Source organism: Serratia sp. N21D137 (assembly GCF_047530005.1).
Lineage (GTDB): Bacteria > Pseudomonadota > Gammaproteobacteria > Enterobacterales > Enterobacteriaceae > Chania > Chania fonticola_B.
On record NZ_JBLJAJ010000046.1, the window covers coordinates 1 to 25527 of the forward strand.

Annotated in this window: 43 protein-coding genes and 1 pseudogene; 38 read left to right on the forward strand and 6 right to left on the reverse strand. The window is 51.6% G+C overall.

Translation table 11 applies throughout. The features are described from left to right. The 33 genes and pseudogenes from tuf to ACMV5H_RS23585 form a co-directional block, all read left to right on the forward strand. Nucleotides 1–164, forward strand: a pseudogene (tuf, locus tag ACMV5H_RS23425) (elongation factor Tu); the annotation flags it as partial. A 133-nt stretch (nt 165–297) separates the two neighbouring features. Further along, nucleotides 298–492 carry a bacterioferritin-associated ferredoxin gene (gene bfd, locus ACMV5H_RS23430; protein WP_024485620.1) on the forward strand — a complete coding sequence of 65 codons (195 nt, stop codon included), beginning with the start codon at nt 298–300 and terminating at the stop codon, nt 490–492. 74 nt (nt 493–566) lie between these two features. Continuing rightward, nucleotides 567–1046, forward strand: coding sequence for a bacterioferritin (gene bfr / locus ACMV5H_RS23435; RefSeq protein WP_021182231.1), 480 nt, complete (start codon nt 567–569; stop codon nt 1044–1046). Nucleotides 1047–1541: 495 nt separating this feature from the next. After that, entirely contained in the window at nt 1542–1853 is a 312-nt protein-coding gene (gene rpsJ / locus ACMV5H_RS23440) for a 30S ribosomal protein S10 (protein WP_001181005.1), read from the forward strand. 31 nt (nt 1854–1884) lie between these two features. Further along, nucleotides 1885–2514: a 50S ribosomal protein L3 gene (gene rplC, locus ACMV5H_RS23445; RefSeq protein WP_004956193.1), complete on the forward strand. Its 630-nt coding sequence runs from the start codon at nt 1885–1887 to the stop codon at nt 2512–2514. 10 nt (nt 2515–2524) lie between these two features. After that, a complete protein-coding gene (gene rplD, locus ACMV5H_RS23450; protein WP_021182230.1) occupies nt 2525–3130 on the forward strand; it encodes a 50S ribosomal protein L4 in 606 nt (201 codons plus the stop codon). After that, the gene (rplW, locus tag ACMV5H_RS23455; protein ID WP_021182229.1) at nt 3127–3429 is read left to right on the forward strand and encodes a 50S ribosomal protein L23; all 303 of its coding nucleotides are present in this window, start codon (nt 3127–3129) and stop codon (nt 3427–3429) included. Before rplD ends, rplW begins: the two co-directional genes overlap by 4 nt. An 18-nt stretch (nt 3430–3447) precedes the next feature. Next, nucleotides 3448–4272, forward strand: a complete 825-nt coding sequence (rplB, locus tag ACMV5H_RS23460) for a 50S ribosomal protein L2 (protein ID WP_021182228.1) — start codon at nt 3448–3450, stop codon at nt 4270–4272. Between the two features lie 14 nt (nt 4273–4286). Beyond that, a complete protein-coding gene (gene rpsS / locus ACMV5H_RS23465) occupies nt 4287–4565 on the forward strand; it encodes a 30S ribosomal protein S19 (RefSeq protein ID WP_004929772.1) in 279 nt (92 codons plus the stop codon). A 14-nt stretch (nt 4566–4579) separates the two neighbouring features. Further along, nucleotides 4580–4912 carry a 50S ribosomal protein L22 gene (gene rplV, locus ACMV5H_RS23470; protein ID WP_004391423.1) on the forward strand — a complete coding sequence of 111 codons (333 nt, stop codon included), beginning with the start codon at nt 4580–4582 and terminating at the stop codon, nt 4910–4912. Nucleotides 4913–4929: 17 nt separating this feature from the next. Beyond that, complete coding sequence (gene rpsC, locus ACMV5H_RS23475) at nt 4930–5628, forward strand: 30S ribosomal protein S3 (protein ID WP_004956187.1); 699 nt, start codon at nt 4930–4932, stop codon at nt 5626–5628. Between the two features lie 12 nt (nt 5629–5640). After that, entirely contained in the window at nt 5641–6051 is a 411-nt protein-coding gene (gene rplP / locus ACMV5H_RS23480; protein ID WP_004929764.1) for a 50S ribosomal protein L16, read from the forward strand. Then, entirely contained in the window at nt 6051–6242 is a 192-nt protein-coding gene (rpmC, locus tag ACMV5H_RS23485) for a 50S ribosomal protein L29 (protein WP_002218942.1), read from the forward strand. The genes rplP and rpmC overlap by 1 nt, the downstream gene beginning before the upstream one ends. 1 nt (nt 6243) lies before the next feature. After that, on the forward strand, nt 6244–6498 hold the full coding sequence (gene rpsQ / locus ACMV5H_RS23490) for a 30S ribosomal protein S17 (RefSeq protein ID WP_021182227.1): 255 nt from the start codon (nt 6244–6246) through the stop codon (nt 6496–6498). 166 nt (nt 6499–6664) lie between these two features. Continuing rightward, nucleotides 6665–7036, forward strand: coding sequence for a 50S ribosomal protein L14 (rplN, locus tag ACMV5H_RS23495; protein WP_020837240.1), 372 nt, complete (start codon nt 6665–6667; stop codon nt 7034–7036). 10 nt (nt 7037–7046) lie between these two features. Next, a complete protein-coding gene (gene rplX / locus ACMV5H_RS23500) occupies nt 7047–7361 on the forward strand; it encodes a 50S ribosomal protein L24 (protein ID WP_021808126.1) in 315 nt (104 codons plus the stop codon). A 14-nt stretch (nt 7362–7375) separates the two neighbouring features. After that, a complete protein-coding gene (gene rplE / locus ACMV5H_RS23505) occupies nt 7376–7915 on the forward strand; it encodes a 50S ribosomal protein L5 (RefSeq protein WP_021808125.1) in 540 nt (179 codons plus the stop codon). Nucleotides 7916–7928: 13 nt separating this feature from the next. Further along, nucleotides 7929–8234 (forward strand): 30S ribosomal protein S14, encoded by a 306-nt coding sequence (gene rpsN / locus ACMV5H_RS23510; protein ID WP_021182224.1) that lies wholly within the window; start codon nt 7929–7931, stop codon nt 8232–8234. A gap of 30 nt (nt 8235–8264) precedes the next feature. Continuing rightward, the gene (gene rpsH, locus ACMV5H_RS23515; protein ID WP_021182223.1) at nt 8265–8657 is read left to right on the forward strand and encodes a 30S ribosomal protein S8; all 393 of its coding nucleotides are present in this window, start codon (nt 8265–8267) and stop codon (nt 8655–8657) included. 14 nt (nt 8658–8671) lie between these two features. Continuing rightward, the gene (gene rplF, locus ACMV5H_RS23520; protein WP_021182222.1) at nt 8672–9205 is read left to right on the forward strand and encodes a 50S ribosomal protein L6; all 534 of its coding nucleotides are present in this window, start codon (nt 8672–8674) and stop codon (nt 9203–9205) included. A 9-nt stretch (nt 9206–9214) separates the two neighbouring features. Next, complete coding sequence (gene rplR, locus ACMV5H_RS23525) at nt 9215–9568, forward strand: 50S ribosomal protein L18 (protein ID WP_021182221.1); 354 nt, start codon at nt 9215–9217, stop codon at nt 9566–9568. A gap of 14 nt (nt 9569–9582) precedes the next feature. Next, nucleotides 9583–10083, forward strand: coding sequence for a 30S ribosomal protein S5 (gene rpsE, locus ACMV5H_RS23530; protein ID WP_021182220.1), 501 nt, complete (start codon nt 9583–9585; stop codon nt 10081–10083). Between the two features lie 6 nt (nt 10084–10089). Further along, on the forward strand, nt 10090–10269 hold the full coding sequence (rpmD, locus tag ACMV5H_RS23535) for a 50S ribosomal protein L30 (protein WP_004956161.1): 180 nt from the start codon (nt 10090–10092) through the stop codon (nt 10267–10269). Nucleotides 10270–10272: 3 nt separating this feature from the next. Beyond that, nucleotides 10273–10707, forward strand: coding sequence for a 50S ribosomal protein L15 (rplO, locus tag ACMV5H_RS23540; RefSeq protein WP_021182219.1), 435 nt, complete (start codon nt 10273–10275; stop codon nt 10705–10707). Between the two features lie 8 nt (nt 10708–10715). After that, a complete protein-coding gene (gene secY, locus ACMV5H_RS23545; RefSeq protein ID WP_021182218.1) occupies nt 10716–12047 on the forward strand; it encodes a preprotein translocase subunit SecY in 1332 nt (443 codons plus the stop codon). Between the two features lie 33 nt (nt 12048–12080). Next, nucleotides 12081–12197, forward strand: a complete 117-nt coding sequence (rpmJ, locus tag ACMV5H_RS23550; protein ID WP_002227352.1) for a 50S ribosomal protein L36 — start codon at nt 12081–12083, stop codon at nt 12195–12197. A 146-nt stretch (nt 12198–12343) separates the two neighbouring features. Then, nucleotides 12344–12700, forward strand: coding sequence for a 30S ribosomal protein S13 (gene rpsM / locus ACMV5H_RS23555; RefSeq protein ID WP_021182217.1), 357 nt, complete (start codon nt 12344–12346; stop codon nt 12698–12700). Nucleotides 12701–12716: 16 nt separating this feature from the next. Continuing rightward, the gene (gene rpsK, locus ACMV5H_RS23560; protein WP_004929731.1) at nt 12717–13106 is read left to right on the forward strand and encodes a 30S ribosomal protein S11; all 390 of its coding nucleotides are present in this window, start codon (nt 12717–12719) and stop codon (nt 13104–13106) included. Between the two features lie 33 nt (nt 13107–13139). Further along, complete coding sequence (gene rpsD / locus ACMV5H_RS23565) at nt 13140–13760, forward strand: 30S ribosomal protein S4 (RefSeq protein WP_021182216.1); 621 nt, start codon at nt 13140–13142, stop codon at nt 13758–13760. Between the two features lie 26 nt (nt 13761–13786). After that, nucleotides 13787–14776 carry a DNA-directed RNA polymerase subunit alpha gene (locus ACMV5H_RS23570; RefSeq protein WP_002919219.1) on the forward strand — a complete coding sequence of 330 codons (990 nt, stop codon included), beginning with the start codon at nt 13787–13789 and terminating at the stop codon, nt 14774–14776. A gap of 40 nt (nt 14777–14816) precedes the next feature. Further along, nucleotides 14817–15206 (forward strand): 50S ribosomal protein L17, encoded by a 390-nt coding sequence (rplQ, locus tag ACMV5H_RS23575; protein WP_414822582.1) that lies wholly within the window; start codon nt 14817–14819, stop codon nt 15204–15206. Between the two features lie 151 nt (nt 15207–15357). Further along, nucleotides 15358–15789: a Zn(2+)-responsive transcriptional regulator gene (gene zntR / locus ACMV5H_RS23580; RefSeq protein WP_037376737.1), complete on the forward strand. Its 432-nt coding sequence runs from the start codon at nt 15358–15360 to the stop codon at nt 15787–15789. An 80-nt stretch (nt 15790–15869) separates the two neighbouring features. Further along, nucleotides 15870–16076 (forward strand): alternative ribosome-rescue factor A, encoded by a 207-nt coding sequence (locus tag ACMV5H_RS23585; protein WP_021808122.1) that lies wholly within the window; start codon nt 15870–15872, stop codon nt 16074–16076. Nucleotides 16077–16127: 51 nt separating this feature from the next. On the opposite strand, the gene mscL is transcribed toward ACMV5H_RS23585, so the two are convergent. The 5 genes from mscL to def form a co-directional block, all read right to left on the reverse strand. Then, nucleotides 16128–16544, reverse strand: a complete 417-nt coding sequence (gene mscL, locus ACMV5H_RS23590) for a large-conductance mechanosensitive channel protein MscL (protein WP_021808121.1) — start codon at nt 16542–16544, stop codon at nt 16128–16130. Nucleotides 16545–16683: 139 nt separating this feature from the next. Next, nucleotides 16684–18060, reverse strand: coding sequence for a Trk system potassium transporter TrkA (gene trkA / locus ACMV5H_RS23595; protein WP_021182211.1), 1377 nt, complete (start codon nt 18058–18060; stop codon nt 16684–16686). A 70-nt stretch (nt 18061–18130) separates the two neighbouring features. Then, a complete protein-coding gene (rsmB, locus tag ACMV5H_RS23600; protein ID WP_414822583.1) occupies nt 18131–19420 on the reverse strand; it encodes a 16S rRNA (cytosine(967)-C(5))-methyltransferase RsmB in 1290 nt (429 codons plus the stop codon). A 72-nt stretch (nt 19421–19492) separates the two neighbouring features. After that, on the reverse strand, nt 19493–20437 hold the full coding sequence (gene fmt / locus ACMV5H_RS23605; RefSeq protein ID WP_071683074.1) for a methionyl-tRNA formyltransferase: 945 nt from the start codon (nt 20435–20437) through the stop codon (nt 19493–19495). Between the two features lie 17 nt (nt 20438–20454). Beyond that, on the reverse strand, nt 20455–20964 hold the full coding sequence (def, locus tag ACMV5H_RS23610) for a peptide deformylase (RefSeq protein ID WP_021182208.1): 510 nt from the start codon (nt 20962–20964) through the stop codon (nt 20455–20457). A 132-nt stretch (nt 20965–21096) separates the two neighbouring features. Between def and dprA the strand changes: the two genes are divergently transcribed. Genes dprA through aroE form a run of 5 tightly spaced genes read left to right on the forward strand, consistent with a single transcriptional unit; the run spans nt 21097 to nt 24641 of the window. Further along, nucleotides 21097–22218, forward strand: coding sequence for a DNA-protecting protein DprA (gene dprA, locus ACMV5H_RS23615; protein WP_059199488.1), 1122 nt, complete (start codon nt 21097–21099; stop codon nt 22216–22218). Beyond that, entirely contained in the window at nt 22190–22663 is a 474-nt protein-coding gene (locus tag ACMV5H_RS23620) for a DUF494 family protein (protein ID WP_021182206.1), read from the forward strand. The genes dprA and ACMV5H_RS23620 overlap by 29 nt, the downstream gene beginning before the upstream one ends. Before the next feature lie 25 nt (nt 22664–22688). Continuing rightward, nucleotides 22689–23234: a type I DNA topoisomerase gene (locus ACMV5H_RS23625; protein ID WP_021182205.1), complete on the forward strand. Its 546-nt coding sequence runs from the start codon at nt 22689–22691 to the stop codon at nt 23232–23234. A 7-nt stretch (nt 23235–23241) separates the two neighbouring features. Next, nucleotides 23242–23811, forward strand: a complete 570-nt coding sequence (tsaC, locus tag ACMV5H_RS23630) for an L-threonylcarbamoyladenylate synthase type 1 TsaC (protein ID WP_414822584.1) — start codon at nt 23242–23244, stop codon at nt 23809–23811. A gap of 11 nt (nt 23812–23822) precedes the next feature. After that, the gene (gene aroE, locus ACMV5H_RS23635) at nt 23823–24641 is read left to right on the forward strand and encodes a shikimate dehydrogenase (protein WP_094983208.1); all 819 of its coding nucleotides are present in this window, start codon (nt 23823–23825) and stop codon (nt 24639–24641) included. 33 nt (nt 24642–24674) lie between these two features. On the opposite strand, the gene ACMV5H_RS23640 is transcribed toward aroE, so the two are convergent. Then, nucleotides 24675–25217, reverse strand: coding sequence for a gamma carbonic anhydrase family protein (locus ACMV5H_RS23640; RefSeq protein WP_021808115.1), 543 nt, complete (start codon nt 25215–25217; stop codon nt 24675–24677). Nucleotides 25218–25527 lie beyond the last annotated feature (310 nt).

Consider the following 25527-nt stretch of genomic DNA (forward strand, 5'->3'; position numbering starts at 1 on the left):
CCATCGAACTGCCAGAAGGCGTAGAGATGGTAATGCCAGGCGATAACGTGAACATGGTTGTTACCCTGATCCACCCAATCGCTATGGACCAAGGCTTGCGTTTCGCAATCCGTGAAGGCGGCCGTACTGTAGGTGCGGGCGTTGTTGCTAAAGTTATCGCTTAATCGCGAATAATTTATAAGCACTAAAAGAGGGCACTTCGGTGCCCTTTTTTTATACAATTTTTTACCAATCTTAATTGAAATAAAAACGATTCTTATTTAGACTTACTGCATTGGTTAAGAAGTGAGTCTCTCTATGTACGTATGTTTGTGTAATGCTGTGTCCGACAAAGCGATCCGCAAAGCGGTGCGTCAGCACAATCCCCATACCATGAAGCAACTGCGTGAGCTGGTGCCGATTGGAACCGACTGCGGTAAATGCATTCGTCAGGCAAGGCAAATTATGGTGGAGGAACGCGCAACCCTGATTCATATGCACGAAGTCGCCTAATAAATAGTAGGGTTATTTTTTGACTCTTGGCCCGCAGCTTCTACACTTTTAGAACTGCCCAGGAGGATTTACCTATGAAAGGCGATAAAAAGATCATTGCTCACCTCAACAAGCTGCTCGGTAACGAGCTGGTTGCCATCAATCAATACTTCCTGCACGCGCGTATGTTCAAAAATTGGGGCCTGATGCGTCTCAATGAGAAGGAATATCACGAGTCGATCGATGAGATGAAACATGCCGATCGCTACATCGAGCGTATCCTGTTCCTTGAAGGGCTACCGAACCTGCAAGATCTTGGCAAGCTGAATATCGGCGAAGATGTCGAAGAGATGCTGAGGTCCGATTTGGCTCTGGAACTGGATGGTGCCAAGAACCTACGGGAAGGTATCGCCTATGCCGACTCTATCCATGATTACGTCAGCCGCGATCTGATGAAAGAGGTGTTGGCCGATGAGGAAGGACATATCGACTGGTTGGAGACTGAGCTGAGCCTGATCGAGCGGCTTGGCATACAAAACTATTGCCAGGCGCAAGTGCTGGAACGTAAAGACTGACATCACGGCCCCTCACCCTAGCCCTCTCCCACAGGGAGAGGGGACAGCCCGTGCCACAACTTAACTACGATATTCATCCTTTACATACCAGCTTTAACCCCATACCAGCCCTCACATTCCCCTGTTACAGACGCCATAACAACCCTCAATATCCCTCTGTTACAGACGATCTCCTGTACTTGCCAATAATGCCGATCGGCTCCCTCTCACTAAAGGAGAGGGTTGGGGTGAGGGGTAAAACGCATTAAATACCGCTCATTCTGAGCATATTTCCATCCGTGGCTTGCAACCTGGCCTGGTTTGCGTATAATGCGCGGGCTTACCTAATCTTGGTAAGCCTGATTTTAGCAAATCAGTCGATTGGCAAGAACGTTTTGCCCTTCGAACAATACTCCCGATATGGGGGTTATATGTTGACGATTACACTCCCCCATCAATCGAAATGGGTGTGAGGAGTAATTATTTACGTTTATAAATAATTGGAGCTCTGGTCTCATGCAGAACCAAAGAATCCGTATCCGCCTGAAAGCGTTTGATCATCGTCTGATCGATCAATCAACTGCGGAAATCGTCGAGACTGCCAAGCGCACTGGTGCGCAAGTCCGTGGTCCGATCCCGCTGCCAACTCGCAAAGAGCGCTTTACCGTTCTGATCTCCCCGCACGTCAACAAAGACGCGCGTGATCAGTACGAGATCCGCACTCACAAGCGTCTGGTTGACATCGTTGAGCCAACTGAGAAAACCGTTGATGCTCTGATGCGTCTGGATCTGGCTGCCGGTGTAGACGTGCAGATCAGCCTGGGTTAATCAGGTCATTGACGATTGAGAGGTTGAAACAATGATTGGTTTAGTCGGTAAAAAAGTGGGCATGACTCGTATCTTCACTGAAGATGGCGTTTCTATCCCAGTAACCGTGATTGAAATTGAAGCGAACCGCGTGACTCAGGTTAAAGACCTGGACAACGACGGATACCGTGCCATTCAGGTCACTACCGGTAGCAAAAAAGCTAACCGTGTGACCAAACCGGAAGCGGGTCATTTCGCTAAAGCTGGCGTCGAAGCTGGCCGTGGTCTGTGGGAATTCCGCCTTGAAGAAGGTCAAGAGTTCGCTGCAGGTCAAGAAATCAGCGTAGAAATCTTCGCTGACGTTAAAAAAGTCGATGTTACCGGTACTTCCAAAGGTAAAGGTTTTGCTGGCACTGTAAAGCGCTGGAACTTCCGTACTCAGGATGCAACCCACGGTAACTCCTTGTCTCACCGCGTTCCGGGTTCTATCGGTCAGAACCAGACTCCGGGCAAAGTGTTCAAAGGCAAGAAAATGGCTGGCCACCTGGGTGACGAGCGTGTAACCGTTCAAAGCCTGGACGTAGTACGTGTTGACGCTGAGCGCAACCTGCTGCTGGTTAAGGGTGCTGTACCGGGCGCAACCGGTGGCAACCTGATCGTTAAACCAGCTGTGAAGGCGTAAGGGGATAGCAATGGAATTAGTATTGAAAGACGCGCAAAGCGCGCTGACTGTTTCCGAAACTACCTTCGGTCGTGATTTCAACGAAGCGCTGGTACACCAGGTTGTTGTTGCTTATGCAGCAGGTGCCCGTCAAGGTACCCGTGCTCAGAAGACCCGTGCTGAAGTGACTGGTTCCGGTAAAAAACCGTGGCGCCAGAAAGGTACTGGCCGTGCGCGTTCAGGCACTGTAAAGAGCCCGATCTGGCGTTCTGGTGGTGTAACCTTCGCTGCGAAGCCACAAGACCACAGTCAGAAAGTAAACAAAAAGATGTACCGCGGCGCGCTGAAAAGCATCCTGTCCGAACTGGTACGTCAAGATCGTCTGATCGTTGTCGAGAAGTTCTCTGTAGAAGCGCCTAAAACTAAGCTGCTGGCACAGAAACTGAAAGATATGGCCCTGGAAGATGTGCTGATCGTGACCGGTGAACTGGATGAGAATCTGTTCCTGGCAGCTCGTAACCTGTACAAGGTTGACGTGCGCGATGTAGCAGGTATCGACCCAGTTAGCCTGATCGCCTTCGACAAAGTGGTTATGACTGCTGATGCTGTGAAGCAAGTTGAGGAGATGCTGGCATGATCCGTGAAGAACGTTTGCTGAAAGTGCTGCGTGCACCGCACGTATCTGAAAAAGCATCCGCTGCGATGGAAAAAAGCAACACCATCGTACTCAAAGTTGCCAAAGACGCGACCAAAGCAGAAATCAAAGCTGCAGTGCAGAAACTGTTTGAAGTCGAAGTCGAAGACGTTAACACCCTGGTAGTAAAAGGGAAAGTGAAGCGTCAAGGTCAGCGTGTTGGTCGTCGTAGCGACTGGAAAAAAGCTTACGTCACCCTGAAGGAAGGCCAGAACTTGGACTTCATCGGCGGCGCAGAGTAAGTCGGAGGAGTAAGAACAATGGCAATTGTTAAATGTAAACCTACATCTCCGGGTCGTCGCCACGTTGTTAAAGTGGTTAACCCTGAGCTGCACAAGGGTAAACCTTATGCCCCGCTGCTTGAGAAACTGAGCAAAAGCGGTGGTCGTAACAACAATGGCCGTATCACCACCCGTCATATCGGTGGTGGCCACAAGCAACATTATCGTCTGGTTGACTTCAAACGCAACAAAGATGGTATCCCTGCTGTGGTTGAGCGTCTGGAGTACGATCCGAACCGTTCCGCGAACATCGCGCTGGTTCTGTACAAGGACGGCGAACGCCGTTACATCCTGGCGCCGAAAGGCCTGAAAGCTGGTGACCAGATCCAATCTGGTGTTGATGCTGCAATCAAAGCGGGTAACACCCTGCCTATGCGCAACATCCCAGTAGGTTCAACGGTTCATAACGTAGAAATGAAACCAGGTAAAGGCGGCCAGCTGGCTCGTTCTGCTGGTGCCTACGTTCAGATCGTCGCACGTGATGGTTCCTACGTAACTCTGCGTCTGCGCTCTGGCGAAATGCGTAAAGTTCCAGTTGATTGCCGCGCCACCCTGGGTGAAGTCGGTAACGCTGAACATATGCTTCGCGTTCTGGGTAAAGCAGGTGCTGCACGTTGGCGTGGTATTCGTCCTACCGTTCGCGGTACGGCGATGAACCCAGTCGATCACCCGCACGGTGGTGGTGAAGGTCGTAACTTTGGTAAGCACCCGGTAACTCCGTGGGGCGTTCAGACCAAAGGTAAGAAGACCCGTAGCAACAAGCGTACTGACAAGTTCATCGTACGTCGCCGTAGTAAAAAATAATTAGAGGATAAGCCATGCCACGTTCTCTCAAGAAAGGTCCTTTTATTGACCTGCACTTGCTGAAGAAGGTAGAGAAAGCGGTGGAAAGCGGTGACAAGAAGCCTTTGCGCACTTGGTCCCGTCGTTCAACGATCTTTCCTAACATGATCGGTTTGACCATCGCTGTCCATAATGGTCGTCAGCACGTACCAGTATTTGTTTCCGATGAAATGGTCGGTCACAAACTGGGTGAATTCGCGCCGACTCGTACTTATCGCGGCCATGCGGCTGATAAAAAAGCTAAAAAGCGCTAAGGTAGGAGGAAGAGATGGAAACTATCGCTAAACATCGCCACGCTCGTTCTTCTGCTCAGAAGGTTCGCCTTGTTGCAGACCTGATCCGCGGTAAGAAAGTGTCGCAAGCTCTGGAAACTCTGGCCTACACCAACAAGAAAGCTGCTGGTCTGGTCAAGAAAGTGCTGGAGTCTGCCATTGCTAACGCAGAACACAACGATGGCGCTGACATCGATGATCTGAAAGTCACGAAAATCTTCGTAGACGAAGGCCCAAGCATGAAGCGCATTATGCCTCGTGCAAAAGGTCGTGCAGATCGCATCCTGAAGCGCACCAGCCACATTACTGTGGTTGTGTCCGATCGCTGAGACTCTGGAGACTAGCAATGGGTCAGAAAGTACATCCTAATGGTATTCGCCTGGGTATTGTCAAACCTTGGAACTCTACTTGGTATGCGAATACCAAAGAATTCGCTGACAACCTGGACAGCGACTTTAAAGTTCGCCAATTCTTGACTAAAGAACTGGCGAAAGCTTCCGTTTCTCGCATCGTTATCGAGCGTCCAGCGAAGAGCATCCGTGTGACTATTCACACCGCTCGTCCTGGCATCGTTATCGGCAAGAAAGGTGAAGATGTCGAAAAACTGCGTAAGGTCGTAGCGGATATCGCTGGCGTTCCTGCGCAAATTAACATCGCCGAAGTCCGTAAACCGGAACTGGACGCAAAATTGGTTGCTGACAGCATCACTTCACAGCTGGAACGTCGCGTTATGTTCCGTCGTGCTATGAAGCGTGCTGTACAGAACGCAATGCGTCTTGGCGCTAAAGGTATCAAAGTTGAAGTAAGCGGCCGTCTTGGCGGTGCTGAAATCGCGCGTACCGAATGGTACCGTGAAGGTCGTGTTCCGTTGCATACACTGCGTGCGGATATCGATTACAACACATCTGAAGCGCACACCACTTATGGTGTAATCGGCGTTAAGGTATGGATCTTCAAAGGTGAGATCCTGGGTGGTATGGCTGCAGTTGAACAACCGGAACCGGCTGCTCAACCTAAAAAGCAGCAGCGTAAAGGCCGCAAGTAAGGAGAGTCGCTGATGTTACAACCAAAGCGTACAAAATTCCGTAAGGTGCACAAGGGCCGCAACCGTGGTCTGGCGCAAGGTACGGATGTTAGCTTCGGCACTTTCGGTCTGAAAGCTGTTGGCCGTGGCCGTCTGACTGCTCGTCAAATCGAAGCAGCTCGTCGTGCAATGACTCGTGCAGTGAAGCGTCAAGGTAAGATTTGGATCCGTGTATTCCCGGACAAACCAATCACCGAGAAGCCTCTTGAAGTGCGTATGGGTAAAGGTAAGGGTAACGTGGAGTATTGGGTTGCCCTGATCCAACCTGGCAAAGTCCTGTACGAAATGGACGGCGTTCCAGAAGAAGTCGCCCGTGAAGCGTTCAAGCTGGCAGCAGCTAAACTGCCGATCAAAACCACCTTTGTAACTAAGACGGTGATGTAATGAAAGCACAAGAGCTGCGTGAAAAAAGTGTTGAAGAGCTGAACACTGAGCTGCTCAACCTGCTGCGTGAGCAATTCAACTTACGCATGCAGGCGGCGAGTGGCCAACTGCAACAAACTCACCTGTTGAAACAAGTGCGTCGTAATGTCGCACGCGTTAAGACTTTACTGACTGAAAAGGCGGGTGCGTAAAATGACTGATATTATCCGTACTCTGCAAGGTCGTGTTGTTAGTGACAAAATGGAGAAATCCATGGTTGTTGCTATCGAACGTACGGTGAAGCACCCGATCTACGGGAAATTCATCAAGCGTACGACTAAGCTGCATGTACATGATGAGAACAACGAATGTGGTATCGGTGACGTGGTAGAAATCCGCGAATGCCGTCCACTGTCCAAGACTAAGTCATGGACGTTGGTTCGCATTGTAGATAAAGCGATTCTGTAATAGAGTAGCTGACTCTAACTTAATAAACGGCTCAGAAAGTGAGCCGTTTATTTTTTCTACCCATACTCTGGAAGCGGTGTTATAATGCTGCGCCCTCGGTTATGGGGCTTTTCAACGACCTAGTAATAGGTCCTAAAGTTGTAGTTGACATTAGCGGAGCACTAACATGATCCAAGAACAGACTATGCTGAACGTGGCCGACAACTCCGGTGCACGTCGCGTAATGTGTATCAAGGTTCTAGGTGGCTCGCACCGTCGCTACGCAGGCATCGGCGACGTCATCAAAATTACCATCAAGGAAGCAATTCCGCGCGGTAAGGTGAAGAAAGGCGATGTGCTGAAGGCGGTAGTGGTGCGCACCAAGAAGGGTGTACGTCGCCCGGACGGTTCTGTCATTCGCTTCGATGGTAATGCATGCGTTATTTTAAACAATAACAGCGAGCAACCTATCGGTACGCGTATTTTTGGGCCGGTAACTCGTGAACTGCGTAATGAGAAGTTCATGAAAATTATCTCTCTGGCACCAGAAGTACTCTAAGGAGCGAACCATGGCAGCGAAAATCCGTCGTGATGACGAAGTTATCGTGCTTACCGGGAAAGACAAAGGTAAACGCGGTAAAGTAAAAAATGTCCTGTCTGCTGGTAAGGTCATTGTTGAAGGTATCAACCTGGTTAAGAAACATCAGAAGCCGGTCCCGGCCCTGAACCAACCAGGTGGCATTGTTGAAAAAGAAGCTGCTATTCAGGTTTCCAACATTGCGCTGTTCAACTCGGCTACCGGTAAGGCTGACCGTGTAGGCTTTAGATTCGAAGACGGCAAAAAAGTCCGTTTCTTCAAATCAAATAGCGAAACTATCAAGTAATTTGGAGTATGACGATGGCGAAACTGCATGATTACTACAAAGACGAGGTAGTCAAACAACTGATGTCTCAGTTTGATTACAACTCTGTCATGCAAGTCCCTCGGGTCGAGAAGATCACCCTGAATATGGGTGTTGGTGAAGCGATCGCTGACAAGAAACTGCTGGATAATGCAGCAGCTGACTTGGCAGCAATCTCCGGTCAAAAGCCGTTCATCACCAAAGCACGCAAATCTGTTGCAGGCTTCAAAATCCGCCAGGGCTATCCGATCGGCTGTAAAGTAACTCTGCGTGGCGAACGCATGTGGGAGTTCTTTGAGCGTCTGATTTCCATTGCTGTTCCACGTATCCGTGACTTCCGTGGCTTGTCCGCTAAGTCATTCGATGGCCGTGGTAACTACAGCATGGGTGTGCGTGAGCAAATCATCTTCCCAGAAATCGACTACGACAAAGTCGATCGCGTTCGTGGTTTGGATATTACCATTACCACTTCTGCGAAATCTGATGATGAAGGCCGCGCGCTGTTGGCTGCTTTTAACTTCCCGTTCCGCAAGTAAGGCAGGGTTACTAATGGCTAAGCAATCAATGAAAGCACGCGAAGTCGTTCGCGTGAAACTGGCTGACAAGTACCGCGCTAAACGCGAGGAATTGAAAGCTATCATTTCTGGTGTGAACTCTTCTGACGAAGATCGTTGGGATGCTGTTCTCAAGCTCCAGTCTCTGCCGCGTGATTCCAGCCCGTCTCGTCAGCGTAAACGCTGCCGTCAAACTGGCCGTCCACATGGTTATGTGGGCAAATTCGGGTTGAGCCGTATCAAGCTACGTGAAGCCGCTATGCGCGGTGAAGTACCAGGCTTGAAAAAGGCTAGCTGGTAATTACCAATTGAATCACGGGAGTAAAGACAGATGAGCATGCAAGATCCGATCGCGGATATGCTGACCCGTATCCGTAACGGTCAAGCCGCGAACAAAGTTGCGGTCACCATGCCTTCCTCCAAGCTGAAAGTGGCAATTGCCAACGTGCTGAAGGAAGAAGGTTTTATTGAAGATTTCAAAATTGAAGGCGACACCAAGCCTGTTCTGGAACTGGTACTGAAGTACTTCCAGGGCAAGGCAGTGGTAGAAAGCATTCAGCGTATCAGTCGTCCAGGTCTGCGCATCTATAAGAAAAAAGATGCACTGCCAAAAGTTATGGCCGGTCTGGGTATCGCTGTTATTTCTACCTCTAAAGGTGTTATGACCGATCGTGCAGCTCGCCAAGCTGGTCTTGGTGGCGAGATTATCTGCTACGTAGCTTAATTCGGGAGGAAAGAATGTCTCGTGTTGCAAAAGCACCCGTCGTCATTCCTGCCGGCGTAGAGGTAAAACTCAACGGTCAGGTTATTTCGGTTAAGGGTAAGAACGGCGAGCTGACTCGTACAGTCCATGACGCCGTTGAAGTGAAGCAAGAAGCTAACGCACTGACTTTCGCCCCGCGCGAAGGTTTTGCTAACGCATGGGCCCAAGCGGGTACCACGCGCGCTCTGCTGAACGCAATGGTTGTCGGTGTTACCGAAGGTTTCACCAAGAAGCTTCAACTGGTAGGTGTTGGTTATCGTGCTGCTGTTAAAGGCAACGTGGTGAATTTAGCCCTGGGCTTCTCTCACCCAATCGATCACCAGCTGCCAGCAGGTATTACTGCTGAATGCCCAAGCCAAACTGAAATCGTGCTGAAAGGCGCTGATAAGCAGGTTATTGGCCAGGTTGCTGCAGATCTGCGTGCCTACCGCCGTCCTGAGCCTTATAAAGGCAAGGGTGTCCGTTACGCCGACGAAGTCGTGCGTACCAAAGAGGCTAAGAAGAAGTAAGGTAACACTATGGATAAGAAATCTGCTCGTATCCGTCGTGCGACCCGCGCACGCCGTAAGCTCAAAGAACTGGGTGCAACCCGCCTGGTGGTACATCGTACCCCGCGTCACATTTACGCACAGGTCATTGCTCCTAATGGTTCTGAAGTTCTGGTAGCCGCTTCTACTTTAGAAAAAGCTATCACTGAGCAATTGAAGTACTCCGGTAACAAAGACGCAGCAGCAGCCGTAGGTAAAGCTCTGGCTGAGCGCGCGTTGGAAAAAGGGATTGCGAAAGTATCCTTTGACCGTTCCGGTTTCCAATATCATGGTCGAGTCCAGGCACTGGCAGATGCTGCCCGTGAAGCTGGCCTTCAGTTCTAAGGAAGAGGTTTAAGATGGCTCACATCGAAAAACAAGCTGGCGAACTGCAGGAAAAGCTGATCGCGGTAAACCGCGTATCTAAAACCGTAAAAGGTGGCCGTATTTTCAGCTTTACCGCACTGACAGTAGTTGGTGATGGTAACGGTCGCGTTGGTTTTGGCTACGGCAAAGCACGCGAAGTTCCAGCAGCGATCCAGAAAGCGATGGAAAAAGCCCGTCGCAACATGATGAATGTCGCGCTGAACGGCGGCACCCTGCAGCACCCTGTTAAAGGTGCTCATACGGGTTCCCGTGTGTTCATGCAGCCAGCTCATGAAGGTACCGGTATCATCGCGGGTGGTGCAATGCGCGCCGTTCTCGAAGTTGCTGGGGTGCACAACGTACTGGCTAAAGCTTATGGTTCCACCAACCCGATCAACGTGGTTCGTGCAACTATCGACGCTTTGGCTAATATGAAGTCTCCTGAAATGGTCGCTGCCAAGCGTGGTAAATCCGTTGCAGACATTCTGGGGTAATTGACCATGGCTAAGACTATCAAAGTTACACAAGTTCGCAGCTCCATTGGCCGTCTGCCGAAGCATAAAGCTACACTGCTCGGTCTGGGTCTGCGTCGTATTGGTCACACCGTAGAGCGCGAGGATACTCCTGCTGTACGCGGTATGATCAACCTGGTTTCCTACATGGTTAAGGTTGAGGAGTAACAGATGCGTTTAAATACTCTGTCTCCGGCTGAAGGTGCCAAGCATGCGCCTAAGCGTGTAGGTCGTGGTATTGGTTCTGGCCTGGGTAAAACCGCCGGTCGTGGTCACAAAGGTCAGAACTCACGTTCTGGCGGTGGCGTACGTCGTGGGTTTGAAGGTGGTCAGATGCCTTTATATCGTCGTTTGCCGAAATTCGGCTTCACCTCTCGCAAAGCTATGATCACGGCAGAAGTTCGTCTGTCTGAACTGGCTCTTGTTGAAGGCGACGTAATCGACCTGAACACGCTGAAAGCCGCTAACGTTGTTGGTACCCAGATCGAGTTCGCGAAAGTTATGCTTTCTGGCGAAATCACTCGTCCGGTTACCCTGCGTGGTCTGCGTGTCACCAAAGGCGCTCGTGTTGCTATCGAGGCTGCTGGCGGTAAAATTGAGGAATAAGTAAGCTGATGGCTAAGCAACCAGGATTAGATTTTCAAAGTGCTAAAGGCGGACTCGGCGAGCTGAAGCGCAGACTTTTGTTTGTTATCGGCGCGCTGATTGTTTTCCGCATTGGCTCTTTCATTCCGATTCCTGGTATCGATGCCACTGTGCTTGCCAAACTGCTCGAACAGCAGAGAGGCACCATCATTGAAATGTTTAACATGTTCTCTGGTGGTGCTCTCAGCCGTGCTTCTATTTTTGCTCTGGGGATCATGCCGTACATTTCGGCCTCGATCATTATCCAGTTACTGACGGTGGTTCACCCAGCGTTGGCGGAAATCAAGAAAGAAGGGGAGGCTGGCCGTCGCAAGATTAGCCAGTACACCCGCTACGGTACGCTGGTGTTGGCCATATTCCAGTCGATCGGTATTGCTACCGGTCTGCCGAATATGCCTGGTATGCAGGGCCTGGTGTTAAACCCAGGCTTTGCATTCTACTTTACTGCGGTTGTGAGTCTGGTTACCGGGACAATGTTCCTGATGTGGCTGGGTGAGCAGATTACTGAACGTGGTATCGGTAACGGTATCTCAATCATTATCTTCGCGGGTATTGTGGCGGGTCTTCCGCCGGCAGTTGGCCATACTATTGAGCAAGCTCGGCAAGGCGACCTGCACTTCCTCTTGTTGCTGTTGGTTGCAGTATTAGTGTTTGCAGTAACCTTCTTCGTTGTTTTCATTGAACGTGGTCAACGTCGTATCGTCGTTAACTATGCGAAACGTCAACAGGGTCGTCGTGTTTACGCAGCACAGAGCACACACTTACCGTTGAAAGTGAATATGGCAGGGGTAATCCCGGCAATCTTCGCTTCCAGCATTATTCTGTTCCCTGCCACGATTGCATCATGGTTTGGGGGCGGTACCGGTTGGAACTGGCTGACAACGATTTCGCTGTATTTGCAGCCTGGACAACCGCTTTATGTGTTACTCTATGCGTCTGCAATCATCTTCTTCTGTTTCTTCTACACGGCGTTGGTTTTCAACCCGCGTGAAACAGCAGATAACCTGAAGAAGTCCGGTGCCTTCGTACCAGGAATTCGTCCGGGAGAGCAAACGGCGAAATATATCGATAAAGTGATGACGCGTTTAACCCTGGTGGGCGCGATGTACATTACTTTCATCTGCCTGATCCCGGAGTTCATGCGTGATGCAATGAAAGTACCATTCTACTTTGGTGGTACCTCGCTACTGATCGTGGTTGTCGTCATCATGGACTTTATGGCTCAAGTGCAAACTCTGATGATGTCAAGTCAGTACGAGTCTGCATTGAAGAAAGCAAACCTGAAAGGCTATAACCGCTAATCTGGTGCGTTTGAGAAGTTACGGAGAGTAAAAATGAAAGTTCGTGCTTCCGTCAAGAAATTATGTCGTAACTGCAAAATCGTTAAGCGTAACGGTGTCGTTCGTGTGATTTGCAGCGCCGAGCCGAAGCATAAACAGCGTCAAGGCTGATTATCTCGCATATTTTTCTTGCAAAGTTGGGTTGAGCTGGCTAGATTAGCCAGCCAATCTTTTGTATGTAGCTGCAACATTATTTGAGTATCCTGAAAACGGGCTTTTCAGAATGGTGTTGCCGTAAAAATTAGTAGGAGTGCATAGTGGCCCGTATAGCAGGCATTAACATTCCTGATCATAAACATACCGTTATCGCGTTAACGTCGATCTTCGGAATCGGCAAAACTCGTTCACAGTCTATCTGTGCTGAGACGGGTATTGCTGAAAATGTTAAGATCAGTGAGCTGTCTGAAGAGCAAATTGAACAACTGCGTGAAGCAGTTGCCAAATTCACTGTTGAAGGTGATTTGCGTCGTGAAGTTACCCTGAGCATCAAGCGTCTGATGGATCTTGGTACATACCGTGGTTTACGCCATCGTCGTGGTCTGCCAGTTCGCGGTCAGCGTACTAAGACCAACGCACGTACCCGTAAGGGTCCGCGTAAACCGATCAAGAAATAATCGGGGTGATTGAATAATGGCAAAGGCACCTGTTCGTACACGTAAGCGTGTAAGAAAACAAGTCTCTGACGGCGTGGCTCATATCCATGCTTCTTTCAACAACACCATTGTGACTATTACCGATCGTCAGGGTAATGCTTTGGGTTGGGCAACAGCCGGTGGTTCCGGTTTCCGTGGTTCTCGTAAGTCAACTCCGTTTGCAGCTCAGGTTGCAGCCGAGCGTTGTGCTGACGCAGTTAAAGAATACGGTATCAAGAACCTGGAAGTTATGGTTAAAGGACCTGGTCCTGGTCGTGAGTCTACTATCCGCGCTCTGAACGCGGCTGGTTTCCGCATCACTAATATTACCGATGTGACTCCGATTCCTCATAACGGTTGTCGTCCACCGAAAAAGCGTCGCGTGTAACGCCCCTGCTTTTCGGATTGTTGGAGAAAGAAAATGGCAAGATATTTGGGTCCTAAGCTCAAGCTTAGCCGCCGCGAGGGCACAGACCTGTTCCTGAAGTCTGGCGTTCGCGCGATAGATTCAAAGTGCAAAATTGAACAGCCACCTGGTCAACACGGTGCGCGTAAACCGCGTCTGTCTGACTATGGTGTACAGTTACGTGAAAAGCAAAAAGTTCGCCGTATGTACGGTGTTCTGGAGCGTCAGTTCCGTAACTATTACAAAGCAGCAACCCGCCTGAAAGGCAACACCGGTGAAAACCTGTTGACCCTTCTGGAAGGTCGTCTGGACAACGTAGTTTACCGTATGGGCTTCGGCGCCACTCGTGCAGAATCACGTCAGCTGGTTAGCCATAAAGCCGTTATGGTAAATGGTCGCGTTGTTAACATCGCTTCTTATCAGGTATCTCCGAATGACGTAGTCAGCATCCGCGAGAAAGCTAAAAAGCAGTCTCGTGTTAAGGCTTCTCTGGAGCTGGCTGAGCAGCGTGAAAAGCCGACTTGGCTGGAAGTTGATGCTGCGAAGATGGAAGGTGTGTTCAAACGTATTCCTGAACGTACCGATCTGTCCGCCGACATTAACGAACACCTGATCGTCGAGCTTTACTCCAAGTAAGGCTTGAGTTTCAAAGAGAGGACACAATGCAGGGTTCTGTGACAGAGTTTCTAAAACCGCGCCTGGTAGATATCGAGCAAGTCAGTTCGACGCACGCCAAGGTGACCCTTGAGCCGTTAGAGCGTGGCTTTGGCCATACTCTTGGCAACGCACTGCGCCGTATTCTGCTTTCATCTATGCCGGGTTGCGCGGTGACCGAGGTTGAGATTGATGGTGTACTACATGAGTACAGCACCAAAGAAGGCGTACAGGAAGATATCCTGGAGATCTTGCTCAACCTGAAAGGGCTGGCGGTGAGAGTTCAAGGGAAAGATGAAGTTATTCTTACCCTGAATAAATCTGGCATTGGCCCTGTGACCGCTGCCGACATTACCCATGATGGTGATGTCGAAATCGTCAAGCCGCAGCACGTTATCTGCCACCTGACCGATGAGAACGCTGCTATCAGCATGCGTATCAAAGTTCAGCGCGGTCGTGGTTATGTGCCGGCTTCTGCCCGAATTCATTCGGAAGAAGATGAGCGCCCGATTGGTCGTCTGTTGGTTGACGCCTGCTATAGCCCTGTAGAGCGTATTGCCTACAATGTTGAAGCAGCGCGTGTAGAACAGCGTACTGACCTGGACAAGCTGGTCATCGAGATGGAAACCAATGGTACGATCGATCCTGAAGAGGCGATCCGCCGTGCGGCCACCATTCTGGCTGAACAACTGGAAGCTTTCGTTGACCTACGTGATGTACGTCAGCCGGAAGTGAAAGAAGAGAAACCAGAGTTCGATCCGATCCTGCTGCGCCCTGTTGACGATCTGGAATTGACTGTCCGCTCTGCTAACTGCCTTAAGGCAGAAGCTATCCACTACATCGGTGATCTGGTACAGCGTACCGAGGTTGAGCTGTTGAAAACGCCTAACCTGGGTAAAAAATCTCTTACTGAGATTAAAGACGTGCTGGCTTCCCGTGGACTTTCTCTGGGCATGCGCCTGGAAAATTGGCCACCGGCTAGCATTGCTGACGAGTAACCGGATCACAGGTTAAGGTTTTACTGAGAAGGATAAGGTCATGCGCCATCGTAAGAGTGGTCGTCAACTGAACCGTAACAGCAGCCATCGCCAGGCTATGTTCCGTAACATGGCCGGCTCTTTGGTTCGTCATGAGATCATCAAGACGACCCTGCCAAAAGCGAAAGAGCTGCGTCGCGTTGTTGAGCCGCTGATTACTCTTGCCAGGACCGACAGCGTTGCTAATCGTCGTCTGGCATTCGCCCGTACTCGTGATAACGAGATCGTGGCAAAACTGTTTAACGAGCTAGGCCCGCGTTTTGCGAGCCGTGCCGGTGGTTACACTCGCATTCTGAAGTGTGGCTTCCGCGCAGGCGACAACGCGCCGATGGCATACATCGAGCTGGTTGATCGTGCTGAGTCTCAAGCAGAAGTAGCAACTGCAGAGTAATCTGTGGAAGCGTAAAAAAACCGGGCTTGCCCGGTTTTTTTACATCTGTAGCTCGCCAAACGTGCTCTTCCCTCCCGGCAATGCTTAAGATCCCTCCCCATATTCGCTATGCTCAGGCTATCAGTGATAAGTGCAACACGGAGAAGTCATGATGTTCAAGATTGGGCAATTAGCCAAGCTGGCTGGCGTAACGCCAGATACTGTGCGCTATTACGAGAAGCAAGGCATGATGGATCATCATGTTCGTACCGAGGGCGGTTACCGGCTGTATAGCGATCAGGACTTACAGCGTCTGCGTTTTATCCGCTACGCAAAACAGCTGGGCTTTACGCTGGAAACTATTGCCGAGTTGCTGTCTATCCGTGTAGATCCAGAGCATCACACCTGCGAAGAGTCGAAGTCCATCGTTGATGCGCGCCTGCATGAGGTTGAAAGCAAGCTGACCGAGTTAACCAGAATGCGTGAGTCGCTGAAAAGGCTCAGCGATGCCTGCTGCGGTAGCGAACACACCAGCAATTATTGTTCGATCCTGGAGGCTTTGGAGCAGGGAGCCAGCGAAGAGAAAGCTAAAAGTGCGGTTTAACGGCGTATGGGGCTTTAATTTTTATCTGGCCAGCAGTATTATCGGCGCGTTTATTACCACCAACCAACAGGAAGACCATGATGACTCAATATCGTCATACCAAAGGCAAGATCCAGGACAATGCCATTGAGGCGTTGCTACATGACCCTCTTTTCCGCCAACGGGTAGAGAAGAACAGTAAAGGGAAAGGCAGCTACCGGCGTAAAGACAAACATGCAAAAGGCGGTAACTGGGAGGCCAGTGGTAAATTGCCCAACGACAACTTACCACTGGCCTTCTGGTTTTAACCCGCAAAAAAGCCATCTCGTAAGATGGCTTTTAGCGTTATAAGCGGTGAATTACAGCTTCGGCTGCTGTTGCTGACTCAGCAGATCGCGGATTTCTGTCAGCAGCTTCTCTTCTGCGGTTGGCGCAGGCGGTGCGGCCGGCTCTTCAACTTCTTTACGGCGCATTTTGTTCATCAATTTGATGGCCATAAAGATCGCAAAGGCGACGATCACGAAATCAAAGATATTCTGCAGGAAGGAGCCATAGTTCATCACTACCGCTGGGACATTGTCTTTGGCTTCACGCAGTACCAGATGGAACTGTTTGAAATCAACGCCACCGATCAGCAGCCCCAAAGGTGGCATGATGATGTCGGCAACCAGGGAAGACACAATTTTACCGAATGCCGCACCAATGATCACACCCACTGCCAGATCGACCACGTTGCCACGCATGGCAAATTCGCGGAACTCTTTTAACATACCCATCAGAACACCCCTCAAAAAATTAGTAACGCAATTTTAACAAAGCAATTCCCCTTTGACACAATCAGTATAGGAAAATTTTTTGTTTTTCCTAATCCTCGACTTGGGATGTGTCAAAAAATCATTCGCATGATTTAAGTATCTATAAGAAGAACGGGCTTGGTTGGAACAGGCGCTCAACGTCTGGCACAAATTTCTTATCGGTAATAAACATGATCACGTGGTCACCTTGCTGGATCCGGCTGTTGCCGTTGGCAATGATCACATCATCGCCGCGCACGATCGCGCCAATGGTGGTACCTGGCGGCAGCTTAATCTCTTCGACCATACGGCCTACCACCTTGGAGGTGCTTTCATCGCCATGGGCAATCGCTTCAATGGCTTCGGCAACGCCGCGGCGCAATGAGGAGACGCTGACAATATCGGCTTTACGTACGTGCCCCAGCAGCGCGGAGATGGTGGCCTGCTGCGGTGAAATTGCGATATCAATCACGCTGCCCTGGACCAGATCGACATAGGCACGGCGCTGGATCAATACCATCACCTTTTTGGCCCCCATGCGCTTGGCCAGCATGGCAGACATGATATTGGCTTCGTCATCGTTGGTGATGGCAATAAATACGTCCACCTGCTCGACATGCTCTTCGGCCAGCAGTTCCTGATCGGAGGCATCACCGTAAAATACGATGGTATCGTGCAGTTGCTCTGCCAGTTCGGCGGCACGTTGCTGGTTTTTCTCAATCAGCTTCACGTTGTACGATTTTTCCAACCGATGCGCCAGTCCGGCACCTACGTTACCACCGCCGACGATCATGATGCGTTTATAGGGCTTTTCGAGCCGTTGCAGCTCACTCATTACTGCGCGGATATGCTGTGATGCGGCAACGAAGAACACCTCATCACCGGCTTCGATTATGGTCGAGCCTTGCGGGCGTATCGGGCGGTCATGGCGGAAAATAGCCGCCACGCGAGTATCGATATGTGGCATATGCTCGCGCATAGCAGACAGCGCATTCCCCACCAGTGGGCCGCCATAATAGGCCTTCACTGCGGCGATGCTGACTTTGCCATCGGCAAAGTTCACCACCTGCAAAGCGCCAGGGTATTCGATCAGCTTGTAGATGTAATCGATAACCAACTGCTCGGGTGAGATCAGGTGGTCGATGGGCACCGCTTCTGGATGGAATAGCTTCTCGGACTCACGGATATAATCTGGCGCCCGGATCCGTGCAATACGGTTCGGGGTATTAAACAGCGTATAAGCGATCTGACAGGCGACCATATTGGTTTCGTCAGAGTTGGTGACGGCAACCAGCATATCGGCATCTTCGGCACCGGCTTCGCGTAATACGCGCGGATGGGAACCGTGCCCCTGGACGACGCGCAGGTCAAACTTGTCCTGCAACTGGCGTAGGCGCCCGGTATCGGTATCGACCACGGTGATATCGTTATTTTCACCCACCAGGTTTTCAGCCAGTGTTCCGCCTACTTGTCCTGCGCCAAGAATAATTATTTTCATCGATTTCTCTGCTCGATCTGCGACGGCCGTAGCCGATAGTTGAGAATGCCCGCGGGCGCTCCCTGAACAGTTATATTTTAATCAGCTTAGCGTAAAAGAAACCATCGCCATCCTCAGGATGAGGAAGATTCTGTTTACCTGGTGATTGTACATCGCCGGTTTCAACCAGCTTGGCATCGCCGTGACGTTGCAGGAACGCGGCCATCTGCTCGCTATTTTCCTGCGGCAGAATAGAGCAGGTGGCATAGACCATCACGCCGCCGGGTTTCAGGCGTGGCCAGATGGCTTCCAAAATCTCACTCTGTAAGGCGGCCAGCTCGGCGATATCGCTGTCACGACGCAGCCATTTGATATCCGGGTGGCGGCGAATAACGCCGGTGGCGGAGCAAGGGGCATCCAACAGGATACGATCGAACTGTTGGTCACCGCACCATTCCTGCGGGGTGCGGCCATCACCTTGGCGAACTTCTGCATGTTGGCGCAGGCGCAGCAGGTTTTCTTTCACCCGGCTTAAACGCTGTTCGTCGATATCCACGGCCAGCACGTGAGCTTTGGGAGCGGCTTCCAGAATATGGGTCGTTTTGCCGCCGGGGGCTGCGCAAAGATCGAGGATCTGTTCGCCGTTTTGCGGATCCAGCAGATCAACGCAACCTTGAGCGGAGGCGTCTTGTACCGTTACCCAGCCCTCGGAGAAGCCGGGCAAGTCCGTTACTGGGCACGGGGCCAACAAGCGCACTGCGTCGTGATACTCCGCATGAGGCTCGGCAGCAATGCCGGCCTGCTGCATAAGCTGCAGATAATCTTCACGGGTATGGTGCAGACGATTAACGCGCAGCCACATTGGCGGCTTCTGATTATTGGCATCAACGATCTGTTCCCACTGTGCCGGATAAGCCAGTTTGATGCGTTTAAGCAACCAGCTAGGGTGCAGATAGCGGCTTTCGTTATTGGCTGCACGTGCCAGCAGTTCTTCTTGCTGGCGTTGGAACTGGCGCAGTACACCGTTAATCAATCCTTTCAGCTGTGGGCGCTTCAAGGCGACCGCGCCTTCAACCGTTTCGGCTAACACTGCGTGCGGTGGAATACGGGTATACAGCAACTGATACAGGCCAACCATCAGCAAATAGTGCAGTGGGCGCTGTTTACCGGTCATAGGCTTTGCCATTAACTGCTGGATGCACCATTCGAGCTGCGGCAGCACCCGCAGCGTACCAAAGCAGAGCTCCTGCAATAGCCCACGGTCTTTATCAGAAATGTTTTTTTGTAATGCGGGCAAAATGGTGCTGAGCGACTGCCCTTGATCCAGTACCTGGCCGATGGCCTTGGCAGCAATGCTTCGGAGATTGTAATTGTTTTTCATAGGCTAAGGCGGATTACGATCGGCATTAAGAAACGAACAGCCCGGCAACAATGGCCGGGCAATGGGAGTGGCTTATAACCGGTTGCCCGGCGTGAACCATTCGCGGCGAGAATTCAGTAAATCTTGTGCCGACATCGGTTTTTTACCAGCAGGCTGGAGCTGCGTGAGGTTGAGAATACCTTGCGCGGTAGCCACCTGAATGCCGTGCTTGTCGGCGTGCACGATAGTACCCGGTTCTGCGTTGGCGGTTTCCGCCAGCACGGTTGCCTGCCAGACTTTCACCGGTTGATCGTCGATGGTGAAATAGCTGATTGGCCAAGGGTTGAAAGCACGAATACAGCGTTCCAACTGTTCGGCAGAAAGGCTCCAATCCAGGCGTGCCTCTTCCTTGCTCAGCTTTTCTGCGTAGGTCACCAGCGCTTCGTCTTGAACTTCTCGCTGCACCGTACCCGCCGCCAATTGCTGCAAGGTAATCAACAGCCCTTGTGGCCCCAGTTCTGCCAGCTTGTTGTACAGGCTGGCACTGGTATCCGTGGCTTCGATCGAGCAAGCGATCTTGTGCATCATGTCGCCGGTATCGAGACCCACGTCCATTTGCATGATGGTTACGCCAGTTTCGCTATCGCCAGCCCACAAAGCGCGTTGGATCGGTGCCGCACCGCGCCAGCGTGGCAGCAGAGAACCATGAACGTTGATACAGCCCAGGCGAGGCATATCCAGCACGGCTTTCGGCAGGATCAGGCCATAGGCTACCACCACCATCACGTCCGCATTCAGGTCGGCAACCAGATGCTGATTCTCTTGCGGGCGCAGTGACTTAGGCTGGAAAACGGGGATTTGATGCTGTTCGGCCAGCACCTTGACCGGGCTTGGCGTCAGTTTGTTACCGCGGCCTGCGGGGCGATCGGGCTGGGTGAAGACGCCGACCACCTGGTGCCCAGATGACAACAGCGCGTCTAGGTGACGCGCTGCAAAGTCTGGAGTTCCGGCAAAAATAATCCGTAAAGAGTCAGACACGTTGATTTCCTGATCGGTTAGGCGCGAGCTTCAAGCTTGGCCATTTTTTCCAGTTTCTGACGGATACGTTGGCGTTTCAACGGCGACAGGTAATCGACAAACAGTTTGCCAACCAGATGATCCATTTCGTGCTGGATACAGATTGCCAGCAGGTCATCGGCCTCAAGCTCAAAAGGTTGTCCTTCACGATTGAGGGCGCGGATCTTCACTTTCTCTGCGCGTGGCACCAGGGCGCGTTGCTCAGGGATGGAAAGGCAGCCTTCTTCGATACCGGTTTCACCGCTTTTTTCCAGCAGTTCCGGGTTGATCAACACCAGGCGTTGATCGCGGTTTTCAGAAACGTCGATGACAATAATGCGCTGATGAATATCGACCTGTGTCGCAGCCAGGCCAATGCCTTCCTCTGCGTACATGGTTTCAAACATATCATCCACGATGCGCTGGATATCTGCATTGACTTCTTTTACCGGGGCCGCAATTTTGCGTAGCCGCTCGTCTGGGAAATGTAATACCTGCAAGACTGACATATATCTTAAGATCTGTATCCGAGTGATGAACAGTGATTAGCTTCTATTCTAGACATTTCTTGGCCTGATTGACAGCATCCCAGACCAATTGCACGAATTGGTAATCCCCTAATTGCAGCGAGGGAATGCTCCATGCGGCCAGAAGAAATCGCTCTACGTATGCATGCGGTGACAAAGATCGACGCCCCGCAGGCCAGCCAGATTATCGATCGCCTGATTGCCGAAGGCGGCGATCCTTATCGGTTGCTTAAGCCCCTGGGGCTGAATGACCAGCAGCAAAGGCAGTTTCGGCGGGGGCATGGGCAATATCTCAAGGCAACGCTCAACTGGCTGGAGCAGCCGGGCAATCAGATGGTGCGATACGGTGAGCCAGCGTATCCCGAACTCTTGGCGCATATCGATGACGCGCCGTTATTACTGATGGTGCAGGGCGATATAGAGGTTTTGCAACAGCCGCAAATCGCTATGGTGGGTAGCCGTCAGTTCAGCCACTATGGCGAGCAGTGGGGCAGTTACTTTGCCAGCGGGTTGGTGCATTGCGGTTTCGCCATCACCAGCGGCTTGGCGATTGGCATTGACGGGATTTGTCACCGTGCCACTTTGGAGGCTGAAGGGGTCACCATTGCGGTGTTGGGTAGCGGTCTGGCAAATATCTACCCACGCCGCCATCGCCGGCTGGCGGAGCAAATCATTGAGCAGGGTGGCGCGGTGATTTCCGAGCATCTGGCTACCGATTTGCCGCTGGCGGCTCATTTCCCGCGTCGTAACCGTATTATTAGTGGGTTAAGCGCGGGCGTGGTGGTCATAGAGGCTTCATTGCGTAGCGGGTCGCTGATCACCGCGCGCTATGCGTTAGAACAGGGGCGCGAAGTGTTTGCCCTGCCGGGAGCATTGGGTAACCCGATGAGCGAGGGAACTCATTGGCTGATCCAGCAGGGGGCCAGCCTGGTCACCGGCCCAAAAGATATCGCAGAACAGCTGGGAAGTGGGCTGCAATGGCTGTCCGTGAGCGAAAATACAACTATTTCTGCATCAGAGGCCGAAGTTGAATTGCCATTTGCCGATGTGTTGGCTAACGTAGGAGATGAGGTGACACCTGTTGACGTCGTCGCTGAACGTGCCGGCCAACCTGTGCCAGAGGTAGTAATCAAATTACTCGATCTGGAGTTAGCAGGTTGGATCGCAGCTGTACCCGGCGGCTATGTCCGAATAAGGAGGGCATGCCATGTTCGACGTACTCATGTATTTGTTTGAGACCTATATCCACAATGAGCCAGAGATGCACGTTGATCAGGATACCTTGACCGACGATCTTACCGAAGCAGGATTTGATCGTGATGATATCTTCAACGCGTTGAATTGGCTCGAAAAGCTTGCAGACCTCCAGGAAGGCGAGAATGCCCCTTATTTTATGGATGCCGATCCGCTGGCTATGCGGATCTACACCGAAGAAGAGAGCGTGCGTTTAGATGCCGGTTGCCGTGGTTTTCTCCTGTTCCTAGAACAGATCCAGGTATTGAACCTCGAAACCCGTGAAATGGTTATCGATCGTGTTATGGCTTTGGATAATACGGAATTTGATCTCGAAGATCTGAAATGGGTAGTGCTGATGGTGTTGTTCAATATCCCCGGATATGAGAGCGCCTATCAGCAGATGGAAGAACTGTTATTTGAAGTAAACGAAGGTTACCTGCACTGAGTAGGTAACAGGCATAGAAGACGTTATGACAAAACCAGCGATTTTTGCCGCGAGGCAAAATGAACCCTGTCCGGAATGCGGGGCCGAGTTGGTGATCCGCAGTGGTCGCCACGGCCCCTTTCTCGGCTGTTCTCAATATCCGCAGTGCGAGTATATCCGGCCTTTGAAAGCGCAGGCGGATGGCCATATCGTCAAAGTGCTGGAGGGCCAGCAATGCCCGAAATGCCAGGCAACGCTGGTGTTGCGCCAGGGACGTTATGGCATGTTTATCGGTTGCAGCCATTATCCCGACTGCGATCATACTGAAGTGATCGACAAACCGGATGAAACCAGCATCGCCTGCCCTCAGTGTGGCCAAGGCCAACTGCTGCAGCGCAAATCTCGCTATGGCAAGGTGTTCCATTCCTGCGATCGCTATCCGGAATGTCAGTTTGTACTCAATTTTAAACCCGTCGCCGGTGAGTGTGCTTACTGCCACTATCCATTACTGATGGAAAAGCGCACGGCAAAAGGCCCAACGCTTTGCTGCGCCAGTAAACTGTGCGGAAAACCCGTCGCTATCTCAGAATAATCAAGCTATGAACCCAGAACAAACTTCCGCATTCGCGCCTATTATTGCCGCGCTGGAAAACCAGCAGGTAATCGCTTATCCAACAGAAGCGGTATTCGGTCTGGGGTGTGACCCAGATAGCGAACAGGCCGTCAAACAGCTGTTGGCCTTGAAACAACGTCCGTGGGAAAAAGGCCTGATCCTGATCGCTGCCGATTATGCTCAGCTAGCGCCTTATATTGATGATGGCGCATTGAACGAGCAGCAGCGTGCCACGATCTTTGCCAGTTGGCCTGGCCCGGTAACCTGGGTGATCCCGGCAAAACCGCAAACGCCAGCCCTGCTGACAGGCCGCTTTAGTTCGTTGGCCGTGCGCGTTAGCGATCATCCTTTGGTGCAACAGCTGTGCCGCCAGTTCGGTAAGCCGCTGGTGTCAACCAGTGCTAACTTAAGCGGTGAGGAGCCGTGCCGCACCGTAGCCGAAGTGATACAGCAGTTTGGTGACGCTTTCCCGGTGCTGGCAGGTAACGTGGGTGGCCGGTTAAACCCTTCTGAAATCAGAGATGCTTTGACCGGTGAGCAGATCCGTCAGGGCTAGAGGCTAGATCTATGGAGAAGTTCGCGGTATTCGGTAACCCGATTGCTCACAGTAAATCCCCACGCATCCACGCGCTGTTTGCGCAGCAAACCGGGATCGAACACCCCTACGGCACAGTGCTAGCTCCTTTGGACGGATTTGTACCCACCTTGCAGCAGTTTATTGCTGCTGGTGGCCAAGGGGCCAACGTCACCGTCCCTTTTAAAGAATGTGCCTATGAGGCAGCAAGCGAACTTAGCGAAAGGGCGGCAATGGCCGGTGCGGTGAATACGCTAAAGGTATTGCCCGATGGAAAGCTGCTGGGGGATAACACCGACGGTATCGGTTTGCTGTCTGATCTTGAACGCCAACGTTTGATTCTGCCAAGTGACCGCGTGTTGCTGGTTGGAGCCGGTGGTGCTGCGCGCGGCGTGATCCTGCCATTGCTCTCTTTTGGTTGTGAAGTGGTGTTGACCAACCGCACCTTCAGCCGTGCCGAGGAGTTGGCAGCGGCGTTCCGGCATCTGGGGGAGATCGCTGCCTTGCCGCTGGATCGGCTGGATCAACAGCATTTTGATTTAGTGATCAACGCGACTGCTTCAGGATTCAAGGGGGAGATCCCGGCACTGCCTGACAGTATTATCCACAGCACGACCCGGTGCTATGACATGTTCTACCAACAGGGCAGCACCCCATTCCTGGCCTGGGCTCAGCAGTTGGGGGCGCAACATTATGCGGACGGTTTAGGCATGCTGGTGGGGCAGGCTGCCCATGCTTTCTTTTTATGGCATGGCGTGATGCCGGAGATCGAACCGGTATTGCAGCAATTACGTCAGGAAATGGCGGTGTGAGGGGGCCCTGCTCTGGCAAGCAGGGCGGGGCAGTTAGATATCTTCACTGAGATATTCGTCTTTCCAACGTACATAGTTATTGGCCGAATAGCGTAGCCCTTCCAGTTCCGCCGGGGTCAAGGCTCTAACCCGGCGTGCAGGGCTGCCTACATATAAGTAGCCACTTTCCAGATGCTTGCCGGGTGCGACCAGGCTACCTGCACCAATCATCACATCATCTTCTATTACGGCACCGTCGAGCAGAATGGAGCCCATCCCCACCAAAACGCGATTACCGATGGTACAACCATGCAGCATGGCTTTATGCCCAACGGTGACATCCTCGCCGATCAGTAAAGGGTAACCCGCCGGATTATAATCGGATTGATGGGTGACATGCAGAATGCTGCCATCCTGGATATTACTGCGTGCGCCGATCTTTACCGCGTTGACATCACCGCGGATGGCAACCAAGGGCCAAACGCTGACGTCATCAGCCAGATCAACGTTGCCGATCACTACGCTGGAAGGGTCGATCATGACGCGTTGGCCAATTTGAGGGGAGTAATGCAGATAAGGACGCACTGAATTGGACATGGGATTGCCTCGTATAAGGATCTTATTACCGGCAATACTAGACTTTGACGGTGGAATTACAACCAGTTAACACGGGGGATCGTCGGTAAAACGACCTTGATCGGGCAAGATCCGTGCGAAAGGGCGGAAAAGTGCGCAGTCGGTAAGAAAAGATCTAAAAAGGGGTTGTGGAAAAAAATGGGATCCCTATAATGCGCCTCCATCGACACGGAACATGTGAACAACTTCACAGAGTCTCCGGGGGTCGCAGAGAAAAAACCTGAAATTAAGGTTGACTCTGAAAGAGGAAAGCGTAATATACGCCACCTCG